The organism is Micromonospora sp. NPDC005171 (assembly GCF_040608575.1).
Lineage (GTDB): Bacteria > Actinomycetota > Actinomycetes > Mycobacteriales > Micromonosporaceae > Micromonospora.
Genome location: NZ_JBEXIM010000001.1, coordinates 72,728 through 96,064 on the forward strand (window position 1 = coordinate 72,728; position 23,337 = coordinate 96,064).

Annotated in this window: 23 protein-coding genes; 10 read left to right on the forward strand and 13 right to left on the reverse strand. The window is 71.4% G+C overall.

What is annotated here, in order from left to right:
- Positions 1-14 precede the first annotated feature (14 nt).
- From ABZU74_RS00310 to ABZU74_RS00340, 7 genes are all read left to right on the forward strand, one after another.
- A complete protein-coding gene (locus ABZU74_RS00310; RefSeq protein WP_355416444.1) occupies positions 15-425 on the forward strand; it encodes a hypothetical protein in 411 nt (136 codons plus the stop codon).
- On the forward strand, positions 418-1,689 hold the full coding sequence (locus tag ABZU74_RS00315) for a hypothetical protein (RefSeq protein WP_355416447.1): 1,272 nt from the start codon (positions 418-420) through the stop codon (positions 1,687-1,689). Before ABZU74_RS00310 ends, ABZU74_RS00315 begins: the two co-directional genes overlap by 8 nt.
- Positions 1,690-1,931: 242 nt before the next feature.
- On the forward strand, positions 1,932-2,252 hold the full coding sequence (locus ABZU74_RS00320; RefSeq protein ID WP_355416450.1) for a hypothetical protein: 321 nt from the start codon (positions 1,932-1,934) through the stop codon (positions 2,250-2,252).
- 158 nt (positions 2,253-2,410) lie between these two features.
- Positions 2,411-3,229 carry a hypothetical protein gene (locus tag ABZU74_RS00325; protein WP_355416453.1) on the forward strand — a complete coding sequence of 273 codons (819 nt, stop codon included), beginning with the start codon at positions 2,411-2,413 and terminating at the stop codon, positions 3,227-3,229.
- Positions 3,230-3,262: 33 nt separating this feature from the next.
- The gene (locus ABZU74_RS00330; protein WP_355416456.1) at positions 3,263-3,604 is read left to right on the forward strand and encodes a YkvA family protein; all 342 of its coding nucleotides are present in this window, start codon (positions 3,263-3,265) and stop codon (positions 3,602-3,604) included.
- A gap of 31 nt (positions 3,605-3,635) precedes the next feature.
- Complete coding sequence (locus tag ABZU74_RS00335; protein ID WP_354973269.1) at positions 3,636-4,043, forward strand: TIGR03618 family F420-dependent PPOX class oxidoreductase; 408 nt, start codon at positions 3,636-3,638, stop codon at positions 4,041-4,043.
- A 223-nt stretch (positions 4,044-4,266) separates the two neighbouring features.
- Entirely contained in the window at positions 4,267-4,911 is a 645-nt protein-coding gene (locus ABZU74_RS00340) for a C39 family peptidase (protein WP_355416460.1), read from the forward strand.
- A 10-nt stretch (positions 4,912-4,921) separates the two neighbouring features.
- Here the strand turns inward: ABZU74_RS00340 and ABZU74_RS00345 are convergent, their stop codons facing one another.
- Positions 4,922-6,238 (reverse strand): FUSC family protein, encoded by a 1,317-nt coding sequence (locus ABZU74_RS00345; protein ID WP_355416463.1) that lies wholly within the window; start codon positions 6,236-6,238, stop codon positions 4,922-4,924.
- Positions 6,239-6,409: 171 nt separating this feature from the next.
- Here ABZU74_RS00345 and ABZU74_RS00350 point away from each other — a divergent pair, with 171 nt between their 5' ends.
- On the forward strand, positions 6,410-7,015 hold the full coding sequence (locus tag ABZU74_RS00350) for a hemerythrin domain-containing protein (protein WP_355416466.1): 606 nt from the start codon (positions 6,410-6,412) through the stop codon (positions 7,013-7,015).
- Positions 7,016-7,085: 70 nt separating this feature from the next.
- Here ABZU74_RS00350 and ABZU74_RS00355 read toward each other — a convergent pair whose 3' ends face one another.
- Entirely contained in the window at positions 7,086-7,268 is a 183-nt protein-coding gene (locus ABZU74_RS00355; RefSeq protein ID WP_355416469.1) for an antitoxin, read from the reverse strand.
- A 201-nt stretch (positions 7,269-7,469) separates the two neighbouring features.
- On the opposite strand from ABZU74_RS00355, the gene ABZU74_RS00360 reads away from it, so the two are divergent.
- Positions 7,470-8,564: an AI-2E family transporter gene (locus ABZU74_RS00360; protein WP_355416471.1), complete on the forward strand. Its 1,095-nt coding sequence runs from the start codon at positions 7,470-7,472 to the stop codon at positions 8,562-8,564.
- Here ABZU74_RS00360 and ABZU74_RS00365 read toward each other — a convergent pair whose 3' ends face one another.
- Entirely contained in the window at positions 8,565-9,218 is a 654-nt protein-coding gene (locus ABZU74_RS00365; protein ID WP_355416474.1) for an alpha/beta fold hydrolase, read from the reverse strand.
- Positions 9,219-9,408: 190 nt separating this feature from the next.
- Between ABZU74_RS00365 and ABZU74_RS00370 the strand changes: the two genes are divergently transcribed.
- A complete protein-coding gene (locus ABZU74_RS00370; protein WP_355004984.1) occupies positions 9,409-9,603 on the forward strand; it encodes a hypothetical protein in 195 nt (64 codons plus the stop codon).
- 71 nt (positions 9,604-9,674) lie between these two features.
- Here the strand turns inward: ABZU74_RS00370 and ABZU74_RS00375 are convergent, their stop codons facing one another.
- The 10 genes from ABZU74_RS00375 to ABZU74_RS00420 all read right to left on the reverse strand — a co-directional run bounded on the left by ABZU74_RS00375 (position 9,675) and on the right by ABZU74_RS00420 (position 23,236).
- Positions 9,675-12,047: a glycoside hydrolase family 65 protein gene (locus ABZU74_RS00375; protein ID WP_355416477.1), complete on the reverse strand. Its 2,373-nt coding sequence runs from the start codon at positions 12,045-12,047 to the stop codon at positions 9,675-9,677.
- A complete protein-coding gene (locus ABZU74_RS00380; RefSeq protein WP_355416480.1) occupies positions 12,044-12,847 on the reverse strand; it encodes a beta-phosphoglucomutase family hydrolase in 804 nt (267 codons plus the stop codon). Before ABZU74_RS00380 ends, ABZU74_RS00375 begins: the two co-directional genes overlap by 4 nt.
- Positions 12,848-12,906: 59 nt before the next feature.
- On the reverse strand, positions 12,907-13,371 hold the full coding sequence (locus ABZU74_RS00385) for a DUF4442 domain-containing protein (protein WP_355416483.1): 465 nt from the start codon (positions 13,369-13,371) through the stop codon (positions 12,907-12,909).
- A 62-nt stretch (positions 13,372-13,433) separates the two neighbouring features.
- The gene (locus ABZU74_RS00390; protein WP_355416486.1) at positions 13,434-14,420 is read right to left on the reverse strand and encodes a hypothetical protein; all 987 of its coding nucleotides are present in this window, start codon (positions 14,418-14,420) and stop codon (positions 13,434-13,436) included.
- Between the two features lie 94 nt (positions 14,421-14,514).
- Positions 14,515-15,813, reverse strand: a complete 1,299-nt coding sequence (locus ABZU74_RS00395; protein WP_355416489.1) for an ABC transporter ATP-binding protein — start codon at positions 15,811-15,813, stop codon at positions 14,515-14,517.
- A gap of 123 nt (positions 15,814-15,936) precedes the next feature.
- Entirely contained in the window at positions 15,937-18,147 is a 2,211-nt protein-coding gene (locus ABZU74_RS00400) for a bifunctional glycosyltransferase family 2 protein/CDP-glycerol:glycerophosphate glycerophosphotransferase (RefSeq protein WP_355416492.1), read from the reverse strand.
- 14 nt (positions 18,148-18,161) lie between these two features.
- Positions 18,162-20,177: a DUF5941 domain-containing protein gene (locus ABZU74_RS00405; protein ID WP_355418168.1), complete on the reverse strand. Its 2,016-nt coding sequence runs from the start codon at positions 20,175-20,177 to the stop codon at positions 18,162-18,164.
- A 41-nt stretch (positions 20,178-20,218) separates the two neighbouring features.
- The gene (locus tag ABZU74_RS00410) at positions 20,219-20,965 is read right to left on the reverse strand and encodes an ABC transporter ATP-binding protein (protein WP_112581808.1); all 747 of its coding nucleotides are present in this window, start codon (positions 20,963-20,965) and stop codon (positions 20,219-20,221) included.
- Between the two features lies 1 nt (position 20,966).
- The gene (locus ABZU74_RS00415) at positions 20,967-21,794 is read right to left on the reverse strand and encodes an ABC transporter permease (RefSeq protein WP_355416496.1); all 828 of its coding nucleotides are present in this window, start codon (positions 21,792-21,794) and stop codon (positions 20,967-20,969) included.
- 71 nt (positions 21,795-21,865) lie between these two features.
- Positions 21,866-23,236, reverse strand: a complete 1,371-nt coding sequence (locus ABZU74_RS00420) for an L-serine ammonia-lyase (protein WP_355416499.1) — start codon at positions 23,234-23,236, stop codon at positions 21,866-21,868.
- Positions 23,237-23,337 lie beyond the last annotated feature (101 nt).

Consider the following 23,337-nt stretch of genomic DNA (forward strand, 5'->3'; position numbering starts at 1 on the left):
GTGGACTAACCTGGATGTCGCTGACGGTTGCCAACCAGAACGACGGGGATGTTGCCATGGCCGGGCGTACGGAAGTCGACCTGTTGTCCCTTGAGGACTTCCACGAGCACCTGGCGTCTCGGCTGAGCCAGGCCGAGTCGGTGCTGCGCAAGCTCAACACCGAGATGCAGTGCCGTCCGCCGGCGCTGGGCTCGTTCTTCGACGCCACCGACAAGGCGCGTCGCTACAGCGAGGTGCACCAGTCCTATGTCGACCAGGCCGAACGGATCCGGCAGGCGGTGCTGGCGGCACAGCAGGCCACCAGCACGATCCTGAGCAACTACCGCACCGCCGAGGCGCGTAACGCGGCAAACGCCGACGACGTCACCGCTGCGCTGACCCCGGTCGACCGGGCGTTGCAGCCGAAGGGGGACGGGCGTGTCTGAATACACCCAGCGCTACCAGGGCAGCAGCCACCAGCAGCTGTACGACGGCCTGATGGCGGGCAAGCCGGAGCAGATCGAGGGCGTGGCCACCCAGTGGGCCGAGCTCAAGGGGATCCTCGACGGTCTCGGCCGGGAGCTGGGCGGCGACCTCGACAAGCTCGGCAACACCTGGACGGGGTCGGCAGGTCGGGAGTTCCATCGGCGACTCAGCCTGATCGTCGCCCACACCGACGCGTTGGGCGAAGGGATGGCCGGCATCAAGCAGGGGTTGACCATGATGGCCGACCATCTGCGCGCCGCTCACAAGCAGGCCGAGAGCCCGGAGGAGACCGACGACAACGACCAGTTGATCGGCGGTGCGATCAAGGGGGCCGCCACCTTCGGGCTGACCGGTGCGATCGTCGGGGGCATCGCGGGTCACCAGCAGGACAAGGCCGAGCAGGAGAAGGCCCACCAGCGGATGGTGAACCTGGTGGCCGATCTGGCCAGCAGTTACGAGATCTCCGCCTATGACCGGGTGGTCGAGCCGCCACCGCCGGACCCTGACACTCCGAGCACCGCCAGCAAGGATTCGACGACGCCACAGAGTGTCTCGGCCATCGCCAGGGTGAGCGGCGGCCCCACCACCGGCACTGACACCGGGCGCACAGGTGACGCGACCATCTCGACGCCCGACCGCGTTGCCCAACTTCCGGGCGACGGTTCGCCTTCGGGCGAGGTCGGCTCGGGCACCGGTGGCGGCCCGGCTGTCGTCACCGGCCCGATCGGCGCTGGCAGCGATCCCGCTGACCGCGGCACCTCCCTCGCCGGAGCGGACCCACTGGTCGGCGGCGCGCTGCTCGGCGGGGGTGCCGCCGGGTTGGTCGGCCTGTCCGGGCCGGCCGCCGTGCCGGCCGGGGCGAGCACCGGCCCCGGCCTGCTCTACGGGGCACAGGGCGGAGCACCGGCCGGCGGGGTGTTGCGCAGCGGCGCGCTCGCGGGCTCGGGCAACGCGGCCCCCACTTCGGCTCGACCGTCCGGCGGTGGTACGGCCCCGGCGGAGAGCCGCGCCGCCAACGGGGTCGGGCGCAGCATCGACGGCCAGCGCGGCGGGGCCGGCGGCAACGCGCGGCCGGGGTCCGGCGGCCGTCCCGGTGTGCTCGGCGGGCAGGGTCGGGCGCAGGACGACGACTCCGACGAGCGACTGACCTGGTTGACTGAGGACGAGATGGTGTGGCAAGGCGACGAGAAGGCCGCGCCGCCGGTGCTCGGCACCGACGATTGACCACGGTCGGCCGCTGGCGAGCCCGCATCACCGGCGAGGCCACTTAGACGATTTGGTGCCTCCGATCGGTCCGATCCGGTCGGGGGCACCGCCGTTTTCAGGCCCCGGTCGACGGCGTCCACAGTGCGCATGGTGGTGGCGGTCACGCCAGCGCAACTCGTCGCCGTGCTGCGGTAGGCGGGGACTGGCGTTAGGTTGGTGAGGTGTCGTCCGCAGCGTCTGTCCGCCCAGCCCGGTGGGCTGTGCTGCGGTCACTGCGCGAACTGACTCGCCTGGCGATCACCGCGCTGGTGCTCGCGCTCGGCCTCGGTGCCGCCCTCGCCGCGACCCCACCGCCCGCCCCCACGCAGCTGCGGCCCAGTGCCGTGAGCAGCCGGGTGGAAGGTGTCCACCCCGACGCCGGCCCGGCCATCGAGCGGGCGGGCCAGCCCGCTGTCGCCCCGCCGGCTGACACGCGCGACACCGTCACGGCGACCGGTCCGGTCGCGGCGGGCCCGGTGCACGCCCCGGCCATCGAGCCCGGCCGTGGCACTCCCGCGCGACGCGGCCCGCCCGTCCGCTGAGCCAGGCCCGGTGACCCCCGGGGTCCGAGACCGGCTGATCCTCCCGCACGGCACCTGAGTTCGCCGTCGACGGGACGACCCCGGCACCCGGGCCGACCGGCGCTACCGGGCCCTCCTGCCGCCCGTCGATACCCGCCTTCGACCGCGAGGTGCTGATCATGCAAACCCTCCTCTCCGCCGTCCTGCCAGACCTCTCCCGGGCCGCCGTCATCTGGCTGAGCCTGCTCGGGGTGGTCGCCGTCGCCGTCGCCGCTCTCCTGCTGCGGCCCGGCCGGCTCCGCCTCGACCCCGGCGCCCGGATCCGCCGCGCGGCGATGCCGAGCCAACTTGAGCAGGCGCAGGAGGAACGGGAGCAGAGCCGCTACGCGCAGGAGGTCGCGGTGGCCGCGGAACGGGCGACCACCACCGTGCGGCGCCGCCGGGCGGAGTGGGTGGCCGCGCAGGAGGCGGTCGAAGCGGCCTGGCTGGCGTACGAGGCGGCCGAGGATGGCGTACGGCGGCTCGACGGGGCGGCTGCGATGCCACTGCCGCACACCGCACGGACCCCCGCCGAGTACGCCGACCGCGAGCGTTACCTGCACCGGGCGGCGCTGGACGCGTACTGGCGGCGGGAGCTGTCGGTGGAGCAGCTCAGCGACGTCTTCGCGCACCGCGACGGCTGGGACCCGCGCCTGCACCCGGTCGAGCAGGAGCTGGTGCTGCAGCGGGCGATCCGGGACAACCTGGCGGCCAGGCACACCGCGGCCCGCGAGCGGGAGCAGGCCGCGTGGCGGGCGGCGGAGTTGGCGGTGGCTGCGGCTCGCAGTCTGCGCGAGGAGGCGCACGCCGCGACCGGACGACGAGTCGCCGAGTCGGCGTCGGTGTTGCCGCTGAGCGAGGTTGCCCGACCGCTGGGCGCACAGACCCGGGAGAACGTCGAGCAGACCCGGGAAAACAAGGTTGCCGCTCGCGGCCGGGCGACGGTGCCCGCGTTCTGAGCCCCACGGGGTCGGGTGGGTTAGCGTGACGGCATGTCCCGACAGGCGTGGGTCCTCGTGGTGATCGCCGGCATCCTGGCGCTCGCCACTCTGGTGGGTGCCGTGGTGCTCGCGGTGCGGGTGGTGCGTACGCGGCGGCTGCTGACCGGGCTCGGCGCGGGCGGCAAGGTCGCCTTCTACGGGGCGCTGATCTACACGATCTTCCCGGTCGACGTGCTGCCGGACCCGATCTACCTGGATGACATGGGGGTCCTGGCCGCCGCGCTGATCTACCTGACCCGGCTGGTGCATCAACGTCGGGCGGCGGGTCGCCAGCTGCCCGGTCAGCCGGGCTCCCCGCCGGATCGGGACCAGGTGCGCCGCCGCGTGCCATGATCGAGGCCGGTTCGGCGGACAGGGGACGGGCATGGCGGGCGACCATCGGTTGGACGTGCACGATGAGCGTGTTGTCGCCTTCTGCGCGGAACGGCACCTCGCGACGCTTACCACAGTGCGGGCGGACGGCACCCCGCACGTCGTACCGGTAGGGGTGACTCTCGACCCGGCGGCCGGACTGGCCCGGGTCATCACCTCGGGCGCCTCCCGCAAGGCCCGTCAGGTGGCGGCGGCCGGCGCGGCGGGTGCGGCGGTGGCCGTGTGCCACGTTGACGGCCGCCGCTGGTTGACAATCGAGGGTCGCGCGGTGCTGCGGTCGGATCCGGCCGCCGTGGCCGAGGCGGAGCGGCGCTACGCCGAGCGGTATCGGACGCCGCGTCCGAATCCGGAGCGGGTGGTCATCGAGATCACCGTGACCAGGCTGCTGGGAAGCCTCTGAGCTGACCGCGCGTCCCCGGTGACCGGTTCGGGCCGGGCCGGGATGCCGCACGGCCCCGGTGCCCGCAGCCGGCGGAATTCGCGATGGAGCAGAGTCGTTACGCCCTCGGTACGCCCAGGGCCGAGACCACCGATGGTCGGCCCCTGTGTTGCGCCGAGCGCCATTCCCGGTGCTGCCGCCCTCCGCTGGCCGGAGGCGCCAACCCCCGAACGGAGACTCGACCATGAACCCGATCGTCCAGAAGAGCGGTATGTCGGTCGTCGGCCTGCTCGTCGCCGGCGGTTGCGCCCTCGGCCCTGCGGTGGCCGCACAGGCCGCCCCGGTGCCGGCCGCCCCGGCCTCGTCGAGTCAGAACGACAGGCACGCCGAACGGATTCTCGGCGTCGACTACCAGGCCCAGCCGAACTTCTACTACTGCGGCCCGGCCGCGACCCGGATCGCGTTGTCCGCCCAGGGCAAGGCGCTCTCCCAGGACGAGGTGGCCCGACTGCTCGGCACCACCGAGGCTGGCACCCCCTCGGCCCTGGACACCACCCGGGTGCTCAACGAACTGACCGGCGGCAAGTACCGGACCACCGAGATCCGCGATTCGGTGGCGCGCCCCGACCAGGTCGAGCAGCTGCGCCGTGACGTGCTGGCCGCTGTGGACGCCGGTCGACCGGTGGTGGCCAACATCAAGGGCACGACAGTGGACACCGACGGCAACCCGCACTCGTACGAGGGCGGGCACTACCTGACCCTCGTCGGCTACCGCGACGGTGGTGACACGATCCGGGTCGCCGACCCGGCCGACCCGGCGTTGGGCGAGTACTGGATGAGCCTGCCGAAGGTCGCCAACTGGATCGCCGAGCGCGGCTACTCCTCCTGATCGTGACGGTTCACCGGGCCGGCCTCTCCCGTGCGGGGAGGCCGGCCAGGCCGTCGTTACGGATCCGGGCGGCGAGGTGCGCGCGTCGGCGGGCTCGGGTGGCCCGTTTCGGTATGGTCCGGTGCAGTTGTCGCCGGACCGGCGGGTGGATTTCCGCCGCGCCGGCACCGGCCGCCCGGCGCACGATCCGGTTGGCGTCGCCGGGTTCGCAGCCGGCTGCCCGGAGCAGGTCGCTGGCCGCGGTGCGCAGGCTGGTCACCAGGGATTCGCCGAACGGTTTGACTCCGGTCGCGGCCGCCCGCCCGGCCAACTCGGCGCACTGCTCGACCAACCGACGGGTGCGCTGGGGGTCGTCACCGACCCTGCACTCCCTGCGCATCTCTGTCACGGCCTGACCCAACCGGCCCATCGCGTCCGGCAGCTCCGGCGGGATGGGCTCGTCGTACTGCAACGCGGTGCTCGACCAGCGGGCCATGCCACGAGCGTCCAGTAACAACCGTTCCAGGTGCCCCGCGCCGCGGGCGTACCGGTGGTACTGCTGTCGGCGGTGCCAACGCACCGGAGCGATCGTCACCACTTCCTCAGCGCCGCTCAGCGCGTCGTGCAGGCGGCCCAGGTCGTCCTCGGTGCTGCGGAGCCGCTCCAGGACACCCAGGGTCCGGGTTCCGTCGCGCTCGCGCAACGCCTGCGCCAGCTCAGCGAGTTGCTCGCGGAGGATCGCGAAGATCGGCGTTGCGGCCCGGTCCAGCACTCGCATCGGGTTGATCGGCACCAGCAGCGCGACCACCACCAGGCCCACCACGCCGCCGACGAGCGCGTCGAAGATCCGGGGCAACTCCAGGCCACGTTCCATCGGGGCCAGTGTGGCGATCAGCACGGCGGTACCGCCGGCCTGACCGACCAGCGGACCACCCCTGCCGGCCACCAGCAACGCGGCGGCGATGGCCAGCGCGACCACCACACCTGTCTGCCACGGGCCTGAGCCGAGCAGGAATCGCAGCGTGTCGCCGATGATGATGCCCAGGGCCACGCCGCCCAACAGCTCGAAGGTCCGGCGGGCCCGCTGCCCGATGGCGGTGGCGATCGTACCGACGGCGGCGGCGGGCGCGAAGACGTGCGATCCCTGGCCGAGCAGGTTCTTGGCGAGCAGGGCGGCGATCGCCGCGGCCAACCCGGCCTGAATGGAGATCACCAGGGTGACCTCCCACTGCCGGGCCCGGATCCGGCCGGCCTGCCCACCACGGTGCCGCACCCGACGAACCGTCCGCTGTGCGGTCTCGTCGAGCCGCGACTGACCGCGGTCGGCGAGTGGGCGATCGTCGGCCATGTCGGCGGTTACCCCGGCGACGGCAGGGCAATCGTGGCGGTTCGGCAGCACCGCCACCGTAGGCACCGCCGACCCCGTCGAACACATCGTCAACCGTAGGTTTGTGCAGCCCCGTGGGGGTACCAGAGCCACACACCTCCCACCGATCCGCAACCGGTAAGGGGCCGTGACATGACCAGTCCACAGACCGCCGACGACCACGACGCCGTCGACATCCTGATCTCCGATCATCGTCGGATCGAGGCAGTTCTCGTCGAGTTGGCGACCCGGCAGGGCACCCCCGAGCACCGCCGACGCCTCGCCGACGTGGTGATCGCCGAACTCGTTCGCCACTCGGTCGCCGAAGAGGCGTACGTGTATCCGATCGCCCGCAAGGCGCTGCCCGACGGTGACCAGATCGCCGACCGGGAGATCGCGGAGCACGCCGACGCCGAGCGGACCATGAAGGAGTTGGAGTCCGTCGACGTGTCCGACCCTCGCTTCGACGAGCTTCTCGCTCAGCTGACCAGCACCGTCCGACACCACGTGGTGGAAGAGGAGAAGGAACTCTTTCCCCGGCTGCGCGCGGCGACGGCCCGGGAGGAGCTGGTCGAGGTCGCAGCCCGGGTGACGGCGATCAAGGAGATCGGGCCGACCCGGCCACATCCGGGGAGCCCGGAACACCCTCTGGCGAACAAGCTGCTCGCCCCCGGCATCGGTCTGGTCGACCGGCTACGCGATGCGTTGAGCGGCCGACCCACCTCGATGGACGAGCTGTCCGACAAGCAGCAGCGCTGACCCGCGCACCAGCCGGACCGGGCGCTCCCGGGTCGCCGACGGCACGGCGGCCCGGGAGGAGCATGACGGGTCAGCGGACCTGGTCGCCCTCACCGGTGCGCGCCTGGGCCTGGTCCACGCCCTTGTCGATCTGATCGCCGTACTTGCCGCCGCTGCGCTTGTCGGCCATCTCGCCTGCCTTCTCCGCACCCTGGTCGACCTGCTTGTCATGCTTGTCCGCGAAGTCCTTGGCCTTGTCCATGAAGTCACCCACGGTGTTCCTCCTCAGTCCGGTCCGTCCCCTTCGCGTTCCCTCGGCCCGGGCGCGCAAACGCCGGCGTTGCGGATCCAATTCGCGAACACCGACCCGCGTCACGTGAGCCAGCGTACGATCCGCGCGGGCGATGGCCAGCGATTCGGGTGTCGGGGCACGACCGACCGGGTACCGACCTCGTCGACATCGAGGAGGACCGACATGGCCGCAGAGGAACCCGGACCGACAGGCGGACCCGGGCCGCGCCAGACCTGGGCGGGGCTGCCCTGGCTGGTCCGAACCGCAGTGTTGTGGAGCGCCTGCCTGGTGGTGATCGCCGCAGGGCTCTACCTGCTCGGCCAGATCGCCGTCCTGTTGGCGCCACTGGCCATCGCGCTGGCCGCCACCATCTTCCTCACCGCGCTTCTCGATCCGGTCCTGCTGCTGCTGCGTCGGTTGCGCCTGCCGGCGGCGCTGGCCGCGCTCTGCACCGTACTGCTGCTGCTGGGCATCCTGGTCGGCGTCGGCGCCCTGGTCTGGAACCTGACCGCCAGCCAGTTCGATCAGCTCAGCCAGGAACTGACGCAGGGGGTCGAACGCAGCCGGGACTTCGTGACGTCCACGCTGCCGGTCACCGACGCACAACTGGACCGGCTGGTCGACCAGGCCCGAGAGGGGCTCGGTGGCGGCTCTCCGGACCCGGTGGCCGGCGCCCGGACCGCCACTGAGGTGTTCGGCTCCGCGCTGCTGGCCCTGGTGCTGCTGTTCTTCCTGCTGAAGGATGGCCGGTCGATGTGGCACTGGGTGCTGTCCCGGGTGACCGGCCCGAACCAGCCCGTGCTGGCCGAGGCCGGCCGGGCCGGTTGGCAGACGTTGGGCGCGTACAGCCGGGGCACCATGTTCATCGCCGCGATCGACGCGCTGGGCATCGGGCTGGCTCTGGTGGTGCTGCGGGTGCCGCTCGCCCTGCCGCTGGCGTTGATCACGTTCCTCGGCGGGTTCGTGCCGATCATCGGGGCGACTGTGGCCGGGGCGGTGGCGGTGCTCGTGGCGCTGGCCGGCCCCACCACCGCGCTGCTCACCCTCGCGGCGGTGATCGCCGTCCAGCAGATCGAGGGCAACCTGCTGGAACCGCTGGTGATGAAGCGGCAGGTACGACTGCATCCGGCGGTGATCCTGGTGGCGGTCACCGCGGGCACGCTGATCGCGGGAATCGCCGGCGCCTTCGTCAGCGTCCCGATCACCGCCGTGCTCTGGCGCGTCATCGACACCGTCCAACAGCGCCGTGCGGCCTCGGCCCTCCTGCCCGCGGAATGATCATCGACTGAGGTGCGTGGTGAACCAGGTGCCGGCCTGGTCGGCGACCTGCTCAAGGGTGCCGGGCTCCTCGAAGAGATGGGTGGCGCCGGGGATCACCCGCAGCTCACCGACCTCCCCCAACTCGGCCAGCGCCCGCTCGTTGAGCGTGATCACCTCTTCGTCCAGCCCACCCACCAACAGCAACGTCGGGGTACGCACCTGGGCCAGCGCGTCCTCGGCCAGGTCCGGCCGACCACCCCGGCTGACCACGGCAGCCACCCGATTGGCGCGGGACGCCGCCGCGACCAGGGCAGCGGCAGCACCGGTGCTGGCCCCGAACAGGCCGATCGGCACGTCGCCGGCAGGGCGCTCGACGGCCAGCCAGTCGACGATCCCGACCAACCGGCTGGCCAGCAGCCCGATGTCGAAGCGCAGTTCGGCGGTTCGGGCGTCCACCTCGTCCTCGGCCGGGGTGAGCAGGTCCGCCAGCACCGTGCCGAGCCCACTGTCGTTCAGCGTCCGGGCCACCGCCACGTTGCGCGGGCTGTGCCGGGAACTGCCGCTGCCGTGCGCGAACAGCACCACGCCGACCGGTTGGGCGGGCAGCGTCAGGTCGGCGGGGAGTTGGGCGTCCCCGATCGGAATCGTCACAGTGCCGTGCTGCTCGTCCATGCCCCACCTCCGGGTGCTCGCCGGTCCTCCGGGTACCCCGCCGGCCGCGCGGCACGCCCGCCGTCGGCCGCGTCACCTCGGGCCGTGAGCGCGCCGCCGGGCCGCGTTTGCCCGATGGGGCGTCGGGTACGCGACGAGCGACCGCAGACCGTGTCGGCGCAACGCGCCCCGACGGATCGCGAGGATCGCCATGGCCAAGCAGCAGATTTCCCGGCAGCAGCAGCTGACCGAGCGGGCCCAGCGGGAACAGGACGCCGAGCGCAACCAGGACGTCGGGGATCAGGATTTCGGGGACCAGGCCGCCTCGGCCCGGCTGCCCGACGATCCGAAGGCGGCTGCGCCCCGGGACGCGATCGGACGTCCATCGACCGGCGAGCCGGTCTGACCCACGGGACCGGCGAGCCGGAATGACCACCGGCGTGGGCGGGCGGGGCGGGAACACTCCCGCCCCGCCCGTCACTGTTCGCGTTCGGGCAACCGCATCAGCGGAGACCGCCCCGGTGGTTGCTCGGGAGGCGGGCCGATCGGCTCGGCCGGCGGCACCGGCACCGTCACCGGCTCGTCGCAGGTCACCCGTAGCACCTGGTCGTGGTGGCGCAGTTCCACCACGTCGTCCGGGCCGCCGTGCCGCAGCGAGTACGTCGTCTGGTGCGGCCGGACGTCCACTCGCAGCGACAGCCCCCGCCACTGGAGCGAGAACTCCAACCGGCTCAGTCGGCTGGAGAGCCGGGGGGCGAACGACAGCTCACCTTCGTGGTCCCGCAGACCGCCGAACCCGCTGACCAGGGCGAGCCACGCGCCGGCCAACGACGCCATGTGTACGCCGTCGCGGGTGTTCTCGTTGAGGTCGTGCAGGTCCATCAACGCGGCCTCACGCAGGTAGGTGTGCGCGAGTTCCGGGTGGCCCACCTCGGCGGCGAGCACGGACTGGGTGCAGGCCGACAACGACGAGTCGCGCACGGTGCGGCGCTCGTAGTAGAGGAAGTTGCGGACCTTCTCCTCGGGGGTGAAGGCGTCCCCCCGCCAGTGCATGGCGAGGACCAGGTCGGCCTGCTTCACCACCTGCTTGCGGTACAGCTCGAAGTACGGGTAGTGCAGCAGCAACGGGTACTTCTCCGCGGGGGTGTGCGTGAAGTCCCATTCCTGAAGGCGGGTGAAGCCCTCCACCTGCTCGTGGACGTCGAGTTCCTCGTCGTACGGGACGTGCATCGAGGTGGCGGCGTCCCGCCAGCTCGCGGCCTCCTCGTCGGTGACCCCGAGGTGGAACGCCTCGTCCCGGTAGCGCATGACCACTTCGGCGGCGGCGAGCAGGTTCCGCTGCGCCATCAGGTTGGTGTAGATGTTGTCGTTCTTCACGGCGGTGTACTCGTCCGGACCGGTGACACCATCGATGTGGAACTGCCCGTGCCGGTCGTGGTGGCCGATCGAGCGCCACAGCCGGGCGGTCTCCACCAGCAGCTCCAGGCCGATCTCACGTTCCAACTGGGTGTCCCCGGTGACCATCACGTAGCGGCGCACGGCGTCGGCGATGTCGGCGGCGATGTGGAACGCTGCCGTACCGGCCGGCCAGTATCCGGATGATTCGGGGCCCTCGATGGTCCGCCAGGGGAAGGCGGCGCCCCGGAGGTTGAGCGTCTCGGCACGTTCCCGCGCCGACTCCAGCGTGCTGTGTCGCCACTGCAACGCGCTGCGCACCGCGCTCGGCTGGGTGTACGTGAGCACCGGCAGGACGAACATCTCGGTGTCCCAGAAGGCGTGACCGTCGTAACCGGGGCCGGTCAGCCCCTTCGCCGAGATCGGTCGCTGCTCGGCCCGCGCGCCGGCCTGCAGGACGTGGAAGAGCCCGAACCGGACCGCCTGCTGCACCTCCGGGTCGCCCTCGACCAGCACGTCTGAGGCGTCCCAGAACGCGTCGAGGTAGTTGCGCTGCTCCCGGTGGAGCCCGTCCCAGCCGTCGAGCCGGGCGCCGGCCAGTGCCGCGCCGACCTGGTCGCGCAGCGCCGGCAGGGACCGGCGGCTCGACCAGCTGTAGGTCAGATACTTGATCACCCGCAGCTTCTCGCCGGGCTTGAGTACGCAGGCGATGGTGGTCCGCACCCAGTCCTGGTATCCCTCGGACTCGATCGTGGTGTGGTCCGGGCCGTGCACCTCGTGCTCCATGGCGGCGGCGACCCGCAGCCCGGAGACCTTGGTGCGGTGGATCAGCTGCCCGCCGTCGGGGGTGGTCAGCTCCTCCTCGGCCTGCAGCGGCGACTCCAGCACCGCCGCGACCCGGGGATCCTTGCTCTGCGCGGGCAGCGACTCGTTGGCCACCAACTCGGACTGCACGATCAGCCGCAGCGGGCCGTCGACGGCCTCCACCTCGTAGCTGATGGCGGCCACCGACCGCTGGGTGAACGAGACGAGGCGGGTGCTGCGGACCTTGACCTCGCGGCCGGCGGGTGAGCGCCAGTGCAGCTCCCGGTGCAGCGTGCCGGCCCGCAGGTCGAGGATCCGTTCGTGGGCGATCAACTCCCCGTAACGCACGTCGAGCGGTTCGTCGTCGACCAGCAGCCGGATCAGCTTGCCGTTGGTGACGTTGACGATTGTCTGCCCGGACTCGGGGAAACCGTAGCCCGCCTCCGCGTACGGCAACGGGCGGAGTTCGTAGAACGAGTTGAGGTAGGTGCCGGGCAGGCCGTGCGGCTCGCCCTCGTCGAGGTTGCCCCGCAGGCCGACGTGCCCGTTGGAGAGCGCGAAGACCGACTCCGACTGGGCCAGCACGTCCATGTCCAGCCGGGTCTCCCGGACGTGCCACGGCTCGACCGGGTAGGCGCGCTCCCGAATCATCCGGAGCCTCGTTCGGCGGCGAGCGGGTCGGTCGCGGCGCGGGTCGGCGCTGGCGGGTCGGCGGCGTCGAGGAGGTCGGCGAGGTCCTTCACCACGACATCGGCGCCGTGGGCGAGCAACTCGTCGGCCTGCCCGACCCGGTCGACGCCGACCACGTAGCCGAAGCCACCGGCGCGGCCGGCGGCCACCCCGGAGAGCGCGTCCTCGAAGACGGCGGCCTGCGTCGGGTCGACGCCCAGCAGCCTGGCTCCGGCGAGGAAGGTGTCGGGGTGTGGTTTGCCACGCAGCCCCTGCGCACGGGCGACCAGCCCGTCGACCCGAGTCTCCAGCAACGGCTCGAACCCGGCGGCGGCGACCACTTCGCCCCCGTTCGCGCTGGCGGTGACCACGGCTCGACGGAGCCCGGCGGCGGTCGCCGCCTTCAGATAGCGCACCGAGCCCGGGTAGACCTCCACGCCGGCGGTGCGCAGACGGTGCAGCAGCAGGACGTTCTTGCGGTTGCCCAGGCCGTTGACCGTCTCGGCCTCCGGCGGGTCGTCCGGGCTGCCTTCGGGCAGCACGATCCCCCGGGAGGCGAGGAACGACCGGACGCCGTCGGCCCGGGGCCGGCCGTCGACGTAGCGGTTGTAGTCCGGGCCCGGATCGAACGGTTGGAACGGTTCGCCGGAGACCGTGGCCCGCTGGCGGAGGAACTCGTCGAAGGTCTGCGTCCAGGCGGCGTTGTGTACGCGGGCGGTCTGCGTCAGCACACCGTCCAGATCGAAGAGACAGGCGGTCACGTGAGCAGGTAGGCCCAGCACGGTACGAATCTAACCACCCTGCTGGGCCCGCAAACCCATTTCCGCCGCCCTGAGGCTGTTCAGTTCGGCCGCAGTGTCCAGATCACCGTCATTTCCGAGGTCGGCTTACCGTCCTCGGTGGTGATCTGAACCGTGACCGGGAATTCCGGGCGTCGCCCGGCCGCCAACTCCTCGGTCACCTCTGCCGCCGGCCGGCCGAGTCGCGCGGTGGCCAGCACCGGCCCCATGGCGAGTTTCCGGTACGCGATCTCGGCTCGGACGGCCAACGGCACGGCCCGGTCGAGCAGCTGCCCGAAGGCGGCCAGCACGACCGCGCCGGAGGCCGTCTCGCCGAGGGCGAACATGGCGCCGGCGTGCGGCCCGCCGATGTGGTTGTGGGTGGCCGTCGTGTCGGGCAGTCGGACCACCGCCCGCACGCCGCCCTCCGCCTCGGGCGCCACCTCGACGAACTCGATACCGAGCGTACGAGCGAACGGCACCGCTTCCAGCATGCCGGCCGCCACCTGGCGGGAGTCGATAGTCATGGCCTGACGTTACTAATCGGTAACCAGGCCGGCAACCAGCGACTTTCGCCGACGGGGCAGGCTCAGAGGTTGGCGATGGTGCGCAGGATCTCCGCGTAGAAGTTGCCGTCGATGCTGCGGAAGAAGGCGAAGTCCTGGCCGGGGTCGCCGAAGAACGGCCGCAGCGTCCAGGCGAGCTGGGTGCCGACGAAACCGAAGAGCAGGATCCAGATGTAGAGCAGGGTCATGCTGGCCGGCCGCTGCGTCGGCTCGTCGCGTCGGACGGGCCTGCCGCTTTGCGGGCGTTGCGCGACGTAGCCGGGCGGCAGCATGCCAGGCGGGAACGAGGCCCCGGTCGGCTGTCCGGGCCACTGCGTCGGCACCTGGGCCGGGGCTGGCGCGGTCGTCACGGCACCGTTCGCAGTCGGCTCGGCCCCCGGGGCTCCGGCCGGCACGGCGACCGGTTCGGCGACCGGCGCCGCTCCGACGGGCACCGCGACCGGCCCGGCCTGGACCGGCGTCTGGGCGTTCGCCTGCTGGTCGACAGTGGCGTTGGCGGCCTCCGGCGCGAGCAGGCCGTGGTCGTTGAGCACCTGCATCCCGCTGGTCAGGAAGCGCAACCCGACAAGCGCCGACAGGGTCAGGATCGCCACGTTGAGCAGCTTGAAGAACCCGTAGTCGTTGGCGGTGATCAGGAAGAAGAGGCTGATCGGCGCGAACGCCACCGCGAGCATCGAGGTGACAGTGATGGCCACCATCACGAGCGCCAACGACTGCCGCACCGACAGCCGGGCGCCGAAGACCAGGTTGAACAGGTAGAGCGTGGGCAGGCAGATGGCCAGCGTGACCAGGAACAGCAGTGGCAGCTTCGCCGCCGAGGTCAGCGCCATCAGCGGGCTGTGGAAGAAGCCGAGCACCGCCCCGTAGCAGGCCAACGCGATGGCGGAGCTGGTCAGCATCCGCCCGGTCAGGGCGTTGAGGTCACGCTCGGCCACGATCTGCTGCCAGATGCTCTCGCGATCCCGCAGGATGCGCTCGATGACGAGCGGGCTGGGACGGTCACCCGACACGGGTGCACCCCTCTCGGTGGTCACTCACAATGGACTGGGTGGGCAGACGGTAGGGCACCGGGTGGTGGACCCGCCACCCCGCTCCGGCAGGTCGTCAGCGCCAACCCACGTCGATCCGGTCGCCACGCTCGTCGAAGAAGTGCAGCGAGTCCATCCGCACCGAGACGGCGAGCGGGTGACCGGCGCTGACCGCCGGGTACGGCGCCAGCCGCACCGCCAGCTCCGCCGGGCGTCGGTGGTGCCGACCCGGATCCGGGAGCACGCTGGTCTGGACGCCACTGGCCTGGGCTTCCTGCGCCTCCACCGGCTTGCCGGTGAGCCGCTGCATCACCGAGCCGAACCGGCGCAGGCCGCGCTGGCCGACCGGTGGCGGTTCGAGCGGTGCGCCCATCTCGTCCACCACGATCGCGGTCGCGCCGATGTCGAGGAACGCCAACGACTCGTGCCCGTGATGCTCCAGGTAGCGGATCCGCCCGCGCAGCACGTCGCCGGGGCTGTCCGGGGCGACCGGGGTGAGCGCCTCGGCCCGCATGCCGACCACGATCCGCTCACCGTGGTAGTGCGCCACCGCCCGACTGCGGATGTCGTTCCAGGGCAGGTAGAGCGACTGGTCACCGAGGTTGAGCGTGACGTACCTGTCGAGGTGGACGTAGACCGACGCCTCCAGCAGGTTCATCCGTGGGCTGCCCAGGAACGCCGCCACGTACAGCGTCGCCGGCCGGCCGTACACCTGGGTTGGGGTGCCCACGTCCTGGAGCACGCCGCGGCGCATGATGGCCACCCGGTCGGCCATGGTGAGCGCCTCGGCCTGGTCGTGCGTGACGTAGACGGTGGTGACGCCCAGCTCCCGGGTCAGCCCCGAAATCTCCGCGCGCAGCTCGGCCCGCAGGCCGCTGTCCAGGTTGGACAGCGGCTCGTCCATCAGGAACAGGCCGGGCCGGCGGACGATCGCCCGGCCCATCGCCACCCGCTGCCGTTGCCCGCCGGAGAGCTGACCCGGCTTGCGGGCCAGCACGTCACCGATGCCCAGCGCGCTCGCCACGTCACTGACCCGCTCGCCCCGCGGCTCGGGCTCGATCCCGGCCAGCCGCAGCGGAAACGCGATGTTGTCGCCAACTGTCATGTGCGGGTAGAGCGCGAAGTCCTGGAAGACCATGGCGATCTTGCGATCGCGTGGGGGGAGGTCGTTGGCCACCTCCCCGTCGAGCATGACCGCACCCGTGGTCGGCTCCTCCAACCCGGCGATCATGCGCAGCACCGTCGACTTGCCGCACCCGGACGGCCCAAGCAGCACCATGAACTCGCCGTCGTTCACATCAAGGTTGATGCTGTCGACGGCAAGCGTGCCATCTCGAAAAACCTTGGTCACATCCTTGAGCGTGACGGTGCTCACCGTCTTCCCCCCCAGCGCGTCGGCCGAACTCCACAAGACTGTGACCAGGATCATTGGATTAGCACATCGGGTAAACGTCTTATGTTCGGTCGATGACACTGCTATTACACGACAGAAGCCTCGTCAGCAGCGCGTGGACGGCTCGCCCGGCTCCCCGAGGAACACCCGACGCACCACCCGCTCCGCGGCCCGCCCGTCGTCCAAAGTGCAGAATCGGGCCCGGAAATGCTCACGGGCCTTCGTCGCCGCGTCCGAGCGCACCTCATCGGCACGGAACAGGTCGAGCAGATCGGCGAAAGTGGACGCTACCGCGCCCGGCGGTTCGGCGGTGACATCGAAGTAGACCCCCCGGGCCAGCCGGTACGCCTCCCAGTCGGGGGTGTAGAGCACGATCGGCCGGTCCAGCACCGCGTAGTCGAACATGGCGGATGAGTAGTCGGTGACCAGCACGTCCGCCACCAGGTAGAGATCCTCCACCCGCTGATGGCCGCTGACATCGCGGACCCGCTCCCAGTCCTTCGGCCGCCCCGGACGGCGGTCCCGGTCGTGGAAGTAGTGACTGCGCATCAGCAACCGGCCGGCACCGCCCAGCGCCTGGACGAACCGGTCCGGGTCGAACGGCGGCCGGTAGCCGGGCAGGTGCTCGCGGTGCGTCGGGGCGTACAGGACGACCTGCTCGTCGGGGTCGAGGCCGAACTCCGCGCGAAGCCGGCGCACCTCCTCCGGACCGGCCGTGACCAGGCGGTCGTTGCGCGGGTACCCCACTTCCAGGGTGGTGTACGTGGCCGGATAGGCCCGGTCCCACATCTGGGTCGAGAAGCTGTTGGCGCTGACGCTGTAGTCCCAGCGGTCCACCCGGCGCAGCAGCCCGGCGAAGTCCATCCGGCCCGCGCCGATCGGATAGCGCTGCTGGTCCAGCCCCATCACCTTGACCGGCGTGCCGTGGTGGGTCTGCACGTGCACCTGTTCCGGGCGCTTGCGGACGAAGTCCGGAAAGTTGACGTTGTTGACCAGCCACCGGGCGCGGGCGAGCACCCGGTAGTACGCCGGCGTGCCGGCAACCACGTACTCCACCCCGGCCGGCACGGAGTCCACCCGGTCCCGGCGCACCACCCACACCCCGCGCACCCCCGGCGCCAACCGGCGGGCGACCTCGTAGATGGCCGCCGGGTTGCAGGAGTAACCCCGGTACCAGTACGCGGCGTACACAGCGAGTGTCGGGTCGACCGGCCGCCGCAGCTCGGCGCGGTAGTACTCGCGCAGCAGCCCGTCGCGGGTCAGCCGGGCACCGCGCCGGGCGACCGGCCCGACCTTGCGCCGGGCGGTGCGGGCCTGCCGGCGGGCGGCGTCGCGGGCCCGGCCGGCGGCCCGCAACGCGCTGAAGGTGCGCCACCGGCCGGTGGCGACAAGCTTGTGTTTGATCCCCTCGACCCCGTCCGGCACCGGATAGCCTCCGGGCGGCAGCCAGCGCTCGTAGTCGGCGGTGATCTGCGCGAAGAACGCCTCCCGCAGTTCCGGCGCGATCCGCTGACCGTTGCCGAGGACGGTCAGGTAATGCCAGATCATCCGTTCGAAGACCGCCGGCCGCAGGGCCTCCGTCGCCGACCCCCACGAATCCATCAGGTGGAACACCCGGTGCCACTGCGGGAAGACCTCGAAGTGCCGGTCACCCCGGGTCCGGGTGATCGCGCCGGCGCGGCGTTGGCGGTAGTTGACGCAGACCCGATCCAGTACGCCGATCCGACGCGCGGCCATCAGCACCGGGTAGCTGAACGAGACGTCCTCGTACCAGCCGGGCGCGAAGCGCAACCCAAGGTCGGCGAGGAACTCCCGACGGACCAGCCGGTTCCACGCGGTGTGCAGCAGGTGCATCGCCTGCGGCCGGTCCCGCAACCGGAAGGTGTCCGGGCCCGGCGACTCCGGAAACACCTCGGCCATCGCACTGCGGGTGGCGGTGTCGTTCCAGTGGGTGCGGACGTGGTCGACCAGCAGGACGTCCGGGCGGGTGACCCGCAACCGCTCGGCGACCTCGGTCAGGCACTCCGGAGCCAGCCAGTCGTCGCCGTCGAGGAACCACACGTACTCGCCGACGGCCCGGTCCAGCCCGATGTTCCGGGCGGGACCGAGGCCGACGTTCTCCGACAGGCGGACCGGGCGGACCCGCTGGTCGCGGGCCGCGTACTCGTCGATGATCTCGCCGCTGGCGTCCGGCGAGCAGTCGTCGACGGCGATCACCTCGATGTCGGTCTCCGGCTGACCGAGGATGGAGTCCAGGCATTCCCGCAGGTAACCCTGCACCCGGAAGGCCGGCACCACGAAGCTGATCAGAGTCATCCGGCCGCCCTCCGTCAGCGCGGCGCGGCACCTCCAGCGCCCGCCGGCGCCACCGACGCCCGCGCGCTACGGGCCGGTCGCACTAACCAGGCCAGGACGACGCTCACCACGAAAACCACGAGAAGGTACGCACCGAGTGTAGCCAGTCCGATACCCGCAATTCCGGCGATCGCCGCGAGGGCCAACAGCACCGAGCGCCCCTCCCAGCCCAGCGTCGCCCCGTGCAGGGGCGGTGCCGCCTGCCGCTTCTCCAGCCGGGCGGTCAGGTCGTAGTGGTGCACGGTGAGCACGAAGACGTACCCGAAGATCAACCAACCCGGAGCTTCGCCGACCACCCCGACCGCGATGGCGAACAGATACTCGGCGGCCCGCAACGCCGCGGGCACCAGCCAGTCCAGCGGACCGTTGTGCGCGGCCCCCGCGCCCAGGCCGCCGACCAGCAGCACCAGCAACGCCACCGGCACCGCCCAGCGCAACCCGTCCGGCGCGTCACTCAGCAGCGCCGCGACCAGCAGCACCGCCGGGCCGAGCGCGGCGATCACCGCCAGGGTCAGCGGCCCCATCGGGCGGACCACAGGCAACCAGCGGGCCAGCGGCCCGTCGTCGCGGTGCAGGGTGGCGTCGACCGTGTCCAGCACCGGCACCCACATCCAGCGGGCCCGCAGCGTCCGCAGCGCCCCGGTGTACGCGAACGCCAGCACCCCCCAGACCAGCACGGCGATCAGGCTGACCAGTGGGTTGAACAGCGCCACGGTCAGCGCGATCAGCGCCCACCGCTCACCGATCGGGAAGACCACTGTCCGCTTCAGCCAGTACGACACCGAACCGGTGTCCGCCTGCACCCGGGTCGACGCCGCGTTGAGCCGGTCACCGATCCCGCCGCCGGCGTTCGTCGCCGTCCGCGGTCGGCGGGCCGCCTCGTCGTGCAGCACCCCGTACCAGGTGTCGGTCATGTGCCGGACGGTCTGCAACGTCATCGCGGCGATCGCGAGCGCCCACCCGTTGCCCAGCCCGGCGTGGCTCACCCCGAAGCCCAGCCCGGCGTAGACCAGGTACTCCTTGGCCCGGTCCGCCATCGTGTCCAGCCAGCCACCCCAGGCGCTGAAGTGCCGGGTGTAGCGGGCCAGTTGGCCGTCCACGCAGTCCAGCACGAAGCCCAGGTAGAGCAGCACCGCGCCACCGACCAGCGCGGGTCGCCCACCGACTCCGAACAGCACCGCCGCGCCCAACGCGAAGAGCACCGAGATCACCGTCACCCCGGTCGGGGTGAGCCGGAGCCGCGCCGAGAGCCGGACCACATACGGCGACCAGGTGCTGACGAAGTAGGTGGAGAAGAAGTCGTCCTTCTCCTTCACCGACAGCCGCAGCTCGGCCCGGTCCTCGTCGACAGCGGTCACCGCCGCCTCGGCAGCGGTCAGCCCGGCGGCGTCCTCGACCCGGTGGGCGACGAGCAGGCGTACCCGCTGGGCGAAGATCAGGGTGCCGAGCCCCGCGAGACCCGCGAAGAGCCGGTCCACGGCGGACCCGGGGCCACCGGCCGCGACCGAGTCACCGGACCCGACCCCGCCGGTCGCCGGCAGCGGCGCCACGTCGCCGGCCGGGCCGATCGGGGCGGCGACGGGGAGCATCCCGGACGCGGCGGCCCGGGCGGCGGCCGCGAGGGTCGGCAGGTCGTCCACGCCGACCCGCAGCGCGCCGCCAAACACACCGGTGGCGGCCCCGTCGAGGGTGTTCAACGCGCCGGCGTCGACCACCTGGCCGCGCTCCTCCCGCACCGCGGTCCGACCGGGCACCGGGGGGTCGCCGAGCACCAACGCCACGGTGGGGCCCACCGGGCTGGTGGCCAGGTGCCGCAGTACGGCGGTGTGCGCGACCAGGTCGGTGCCGGTGATCAGCACGGGGGTGGTCGCGGTGGCGACCAGGTCGGTCAGCTCGTCGAGGTTGGCGGCGAAGCGCACCTCGTCCGCCCCGGCCAGGCGCAACTGGGCGGCCAGGCGGTCAGCCAGCGGCTCACCTGTCGCCGTGGTCAGCCCCGCCGCGGGAGTCCCGGCGGCGAGCACTATCGCGAGCGTCACCGCGGGACCGCGGCGTGGTACGCGTCGAGCGCCTCGGCGATGGTGCCGTCGAGCGTCAACCGGCCCGCGTCGAGGTACAACCCCCGACGGCAGAACCGGGTCAGGTCCTTTTCGTTGTGTGACACCAGCACCAGCGTGCGCCCCTCCCCGAGCAGACGATCAATAGTCGCGTAACACTTCTTGCGGAACTCCGCGTCTCCGACCGCGGTCACCTCGTCCATCAGCAGGATCGGGTGCGGCAGGTGCGAGATGATCGCGAAGCCCAGCCGCACCTTCATCCCCGACGAGTAGTGCCGCACCGACGTGTCGATGGCCCGCTCCACCTGCTCACCGGCGAACTCGACGATCTCGTCGAAGTGCCGCTTCAGGTAGCTCGTCGACAGTCCGTGCAGCCCACCGACCAGGTGCAGGTTCTCCCGCCCGGTCAGGTCGTTGGAGAAACCGGCGGACAACTCCAGCAACGGCGCCACAGCGCCGTGCACCCGGATGCTGCCCTCATCCGGAATCAGCACCCCGGCGATCAGCCGCAGCAGAGTGCTCTTCCCGGTGCCGTTGCGGCCGATCACCCCGACCGTCTCGCCGGGCTGCACGGTGAACGACACGTCCCGCAGCGGCCAGAACTGGCCGGGCAGCGCACCACGGGCGCCCCGGTGGATGAACAACTCACGCAGCCGCAGTTGGCGGCGACGGTTGCGGACGAACCGGATGCCCAGGCCGTCCGCCTCGATGATCGGCGCGGCCATGTCAGAGCTCCTTGAGCACGGCGGGCTCCAACCGGCGGAACGACCACCAACCAAGTGCCAGCACCAGCAGACTCCCGACGATCGTGGTGGCCAGCAGCCGGGCGTCCGGGAACTCGTCCGGGTACCAGATCGCGTGGTGCAGCTGGAAGATCCCGACCAGCGGGTTCAGCTCGTACACCACCTTCAACCAGCCGGGCAGCCCCGACTCCCGGACCAGGCTGAGCGGATAGATGATCGGCGTGGCGTAGAAGAGCACCCGGATGATCAGTCGCATCAACCGTTCCACGTCGCGCATCAGCACGTTCCACGCCGACAGCAGCAGGGCGAGCCCGGTCAACAGGACGGCCTGCACGGCCACCGCCAGCGGCAGGGAGAGCAGCGACCAGCCGGGATGGATCCGACCGTGCGCCGCGTAGATCACCGCGATGGCGATCAGGATCGGCAGGCCCGCCGCGTACTCGGCGAACCGGCCGGTGACCCGGCCGATCGGAAAGACCTGACGCGGCACGTTCATCGTGGTGATCAGCCGGGACTGGCCGGTCAACGCGTTCGTCGCCTCACTGAGCGCCGAACTGGTCCACATCCAGGCGAAGATGCCGGTGATCAGGAACAACGGGTACGACCCGGCCGCCTCACCGAGATGCCGACCGGTGTCCCGGGAGTAGAGCACCCCGAAGACGAACCAGTAGATGGCGCCCATTCCGAGCGGCTCGATCAACGACCAGAAGTAGCCCAGCACCGACTGCTGGTACTTGACCGCCAGATCCCGCCTGACCAGGATGCGCAGCGAGTTGCGGTGCGACCACAACGCCGCGACGCCAGAGGTCACCGCAGCCTCCCGCCTCCTGAAACGGACGACAGGTTAGCAGTCGGTGAACGATTGCCCCGAATCGACCGGACTCAGCACTCGATCACGTTGACGGCCAGACCGCCACGCGCCGTCTCCTTGTACTTGACCTTCATGTCGGCGCCCGTCTCCCGCATGGTCTTGATGACCTTGTCCAGCGACACCTTGTGCACCCCGTCGCCGCGCAGCGCCAGCCGGGCGGCCGTGATCGCCTTGATGCTAGCCACCGCGTTCCGCTCGATGCAGGGGATCTGCACCAGGCCACCCACCGGGTCACAGGTCAACCCGAGGTTGTGCTCCATCCCGATCTCGGCCGCGTTCTCCACCTGCTCCGGGGTGCCACCGAGCGCCTCGGCCAACCCCGCCGCCGCCATCGAACACGCCGAACCGACCTCACCCTGACAGCCCACCTCGGCGCCCGAGATCGACGCGTTCTCCTTGAACAGCACGCCGATCGCGCCCGCCGTCAGCAGGAACCGCACCACACCCTCGTCGTCGGCGCCCGGCACGAACCGGGTGTAGTAGTGCAGCACCGCCGGAATGATCCCGGCCGCGCCGTTCGTCGGCGCGGTGACCACCCGGCCACCCGCCGCGTTCTCCTCGTTGACCGCGAGCGCGAACAGCGTCACCCAGTCCATCACGTGCAGCGGGTCGGCCGACCCGGCCTCCGCCTCCAGGCCGCGCCGCAGCTCCGCCGCGCGCCGCCGAACCTTCAACCCCCCAGGGAGTACGCCGTCCCGCTCGCACCCGCGCTGCACGCACTCCCGCATCACCCGCCAGATCTCCAGCAGACCGGCCCGGATGTCCGCCTCGCTGCGCCAGGAACGCTCGTTGGCCAGCATCACCTCGCTGATCGACAACCCGGTGCGGGTGGTGACGTCGAGCAGCTGCGCCCCGGTCAGGAACGGGTACCGCACCACAGTGCTGTCCGGCTTGATCCGGTCCGCCCCCGCCGCCGCCTCGTCCACCACGAACCCGCCACCGACGGAGTAGTAGGTGCGGCTGCGCAGCACGGCACCGGCCCGGTCGTACGCAACGAAGGTCATCCCGTTCGGGTGGTACGGCAACGACCGGCGGCGGTGCAGCGTCAGGTCCCGATCCGGGTCGAAGTCGATCTCGTGCGCGTCGAGGATGTTGATCCGCCGCTCGGCCCGGATCCGCTCGACCCGAGGCCCGACGGTGTCCGTGTCAACCGTCTCCGGCGACTCACCGGCCAACCCGAGCAGCACCGCCCGGTCACTGCCGTGGCCATGCCCGGTGGCACCCAGCGAACCGAACAACTCGGCCTGCACCCGCGCCGTGTCCGTGAGCAGCCCGTCGGCCTTCAACCCGCCAACGAACGTACGCGCGGCCCGCATCGGCCCCACCGTGTGCGAGCTGGACGGCCCGATGCCGACGCTGAAGAGGTCGAAAACACTGATCATGGCTGCGCTTCCTCGCCGTCGTCCCGGCGTACGGGACCCGGCCGGGGCGTGACCACCGATCTGGCGGCCCCGCTGGTGACCGTCCGGGGTATGGGGTGCCG

Bases quoted from the DNA above. Each gene is read 5' to 3' on its own strand.
- ABZU74_RS00310 (WP_355416444.1), top strand. From the start codon at position 15: ATGTCGCTGACGGTTGCCAACCAGAACGACGGGGATGTTGCCATGGCC.
- ABZU74_RS00325 (WP_355416453.1), top strand. From the start codon at position 2,411: ATGCAAACCCTCCTCTCCGCCGTCCTGCCAGACCTCTCCCGGGCCGCC.
- ABZU74_RS00330 (WP_355416456.1), top strand. From the start codon at position 3,263: ATGTCCCGACAGGCGTGGGTCCTCGTGGTGATCGCCGGCATCCTGGCG.
- ABZU74_RS00335 (WP_354973269.1), top strand. From the start codon at position 3,636: ATGGCGGGCGACCATCGGTTGGACGTGCACGATGAGCGTGTTGTCGCC.
- ABZU74_RS00340 (WP_355416460.1), top strand. From the start codon at position 4,267: ATGAACCCGATCGTCCAGAAGAGCGGTATGTCGGTCGTCGGCCTGCTC.
- ABZU74_RS00345 (WP_355416463.1), bottom strand. From the start codon at position 6,238: ATGGCCGACGATCGCCCACTCGCCGACCGCGGTCAGTCGCGGCTCGAC.
- ABZU74_RS00350 (WP_355416466.1), top strand. From the start codon at position 6,410: ATGACCAGTCCACAGACCGCCGACGACCACGACGCCGTCGACATCCTG.
- ABZU74_RS00360 (WP_355416471.1), top strand. From the start codon at position 7,470: ATGGCCGCAGAGGAACCCGGACCGACAGGCGGACCCGGGCCGCGCCAG.
- ABZU74_RS00365 (WP_355416474.1), bottom strand. From the start codon at position 9,218: ATGGACGAGCAGCACGGCACTGTGACGATTCCGATCGGGGACGCCCAA.
- ABZU74_RS00370 (WP_355004984.1), top strand. From the start codon at position 9,409: ATGGCCAAGCAGCAGATTTCCCGGCAGCAGCAGCTGACCGAGCGGGCC.
- ABZU74_RS00375 (WP_355416477.1), bottom strand. From the start codon at position 12,047: ATGATTCGGGAGCGCGCCTACCCGGTCGAGCCGTGGCACGTCCGGGAG.
- ABZU74_RS00385 (WP_355416483.1), bottom strand. From the start codon at position 13,371: ATGACTATCGACTCCCGCCAGGTGGCGGCCGGCATGCTGGAAGCGGTG.
- ABZU74_RS00400 (WP_355416492.1), bottom strand. From the start codon at position 18,147: ATGACTCTGATCAGCTTCGTGGTGCCGGCCTTCCGGGTGCAGGGTTAC.
- ABZU74_RS00410 (WP_112581808.1), bottom strand. From the start codon at position 20,965: ATGGCCGCGCCGATCATCGAGGCGGACGGCCTGGGCATCCGGTTCGTC.
- ABZU74_RS00420 (WP_355416499.1), bottom strand. From the start codon at position 23,236: ATGATCAGTGTTTTCGACCTCTTCAGCGTCGGCATCGGGCCGTCCAGC.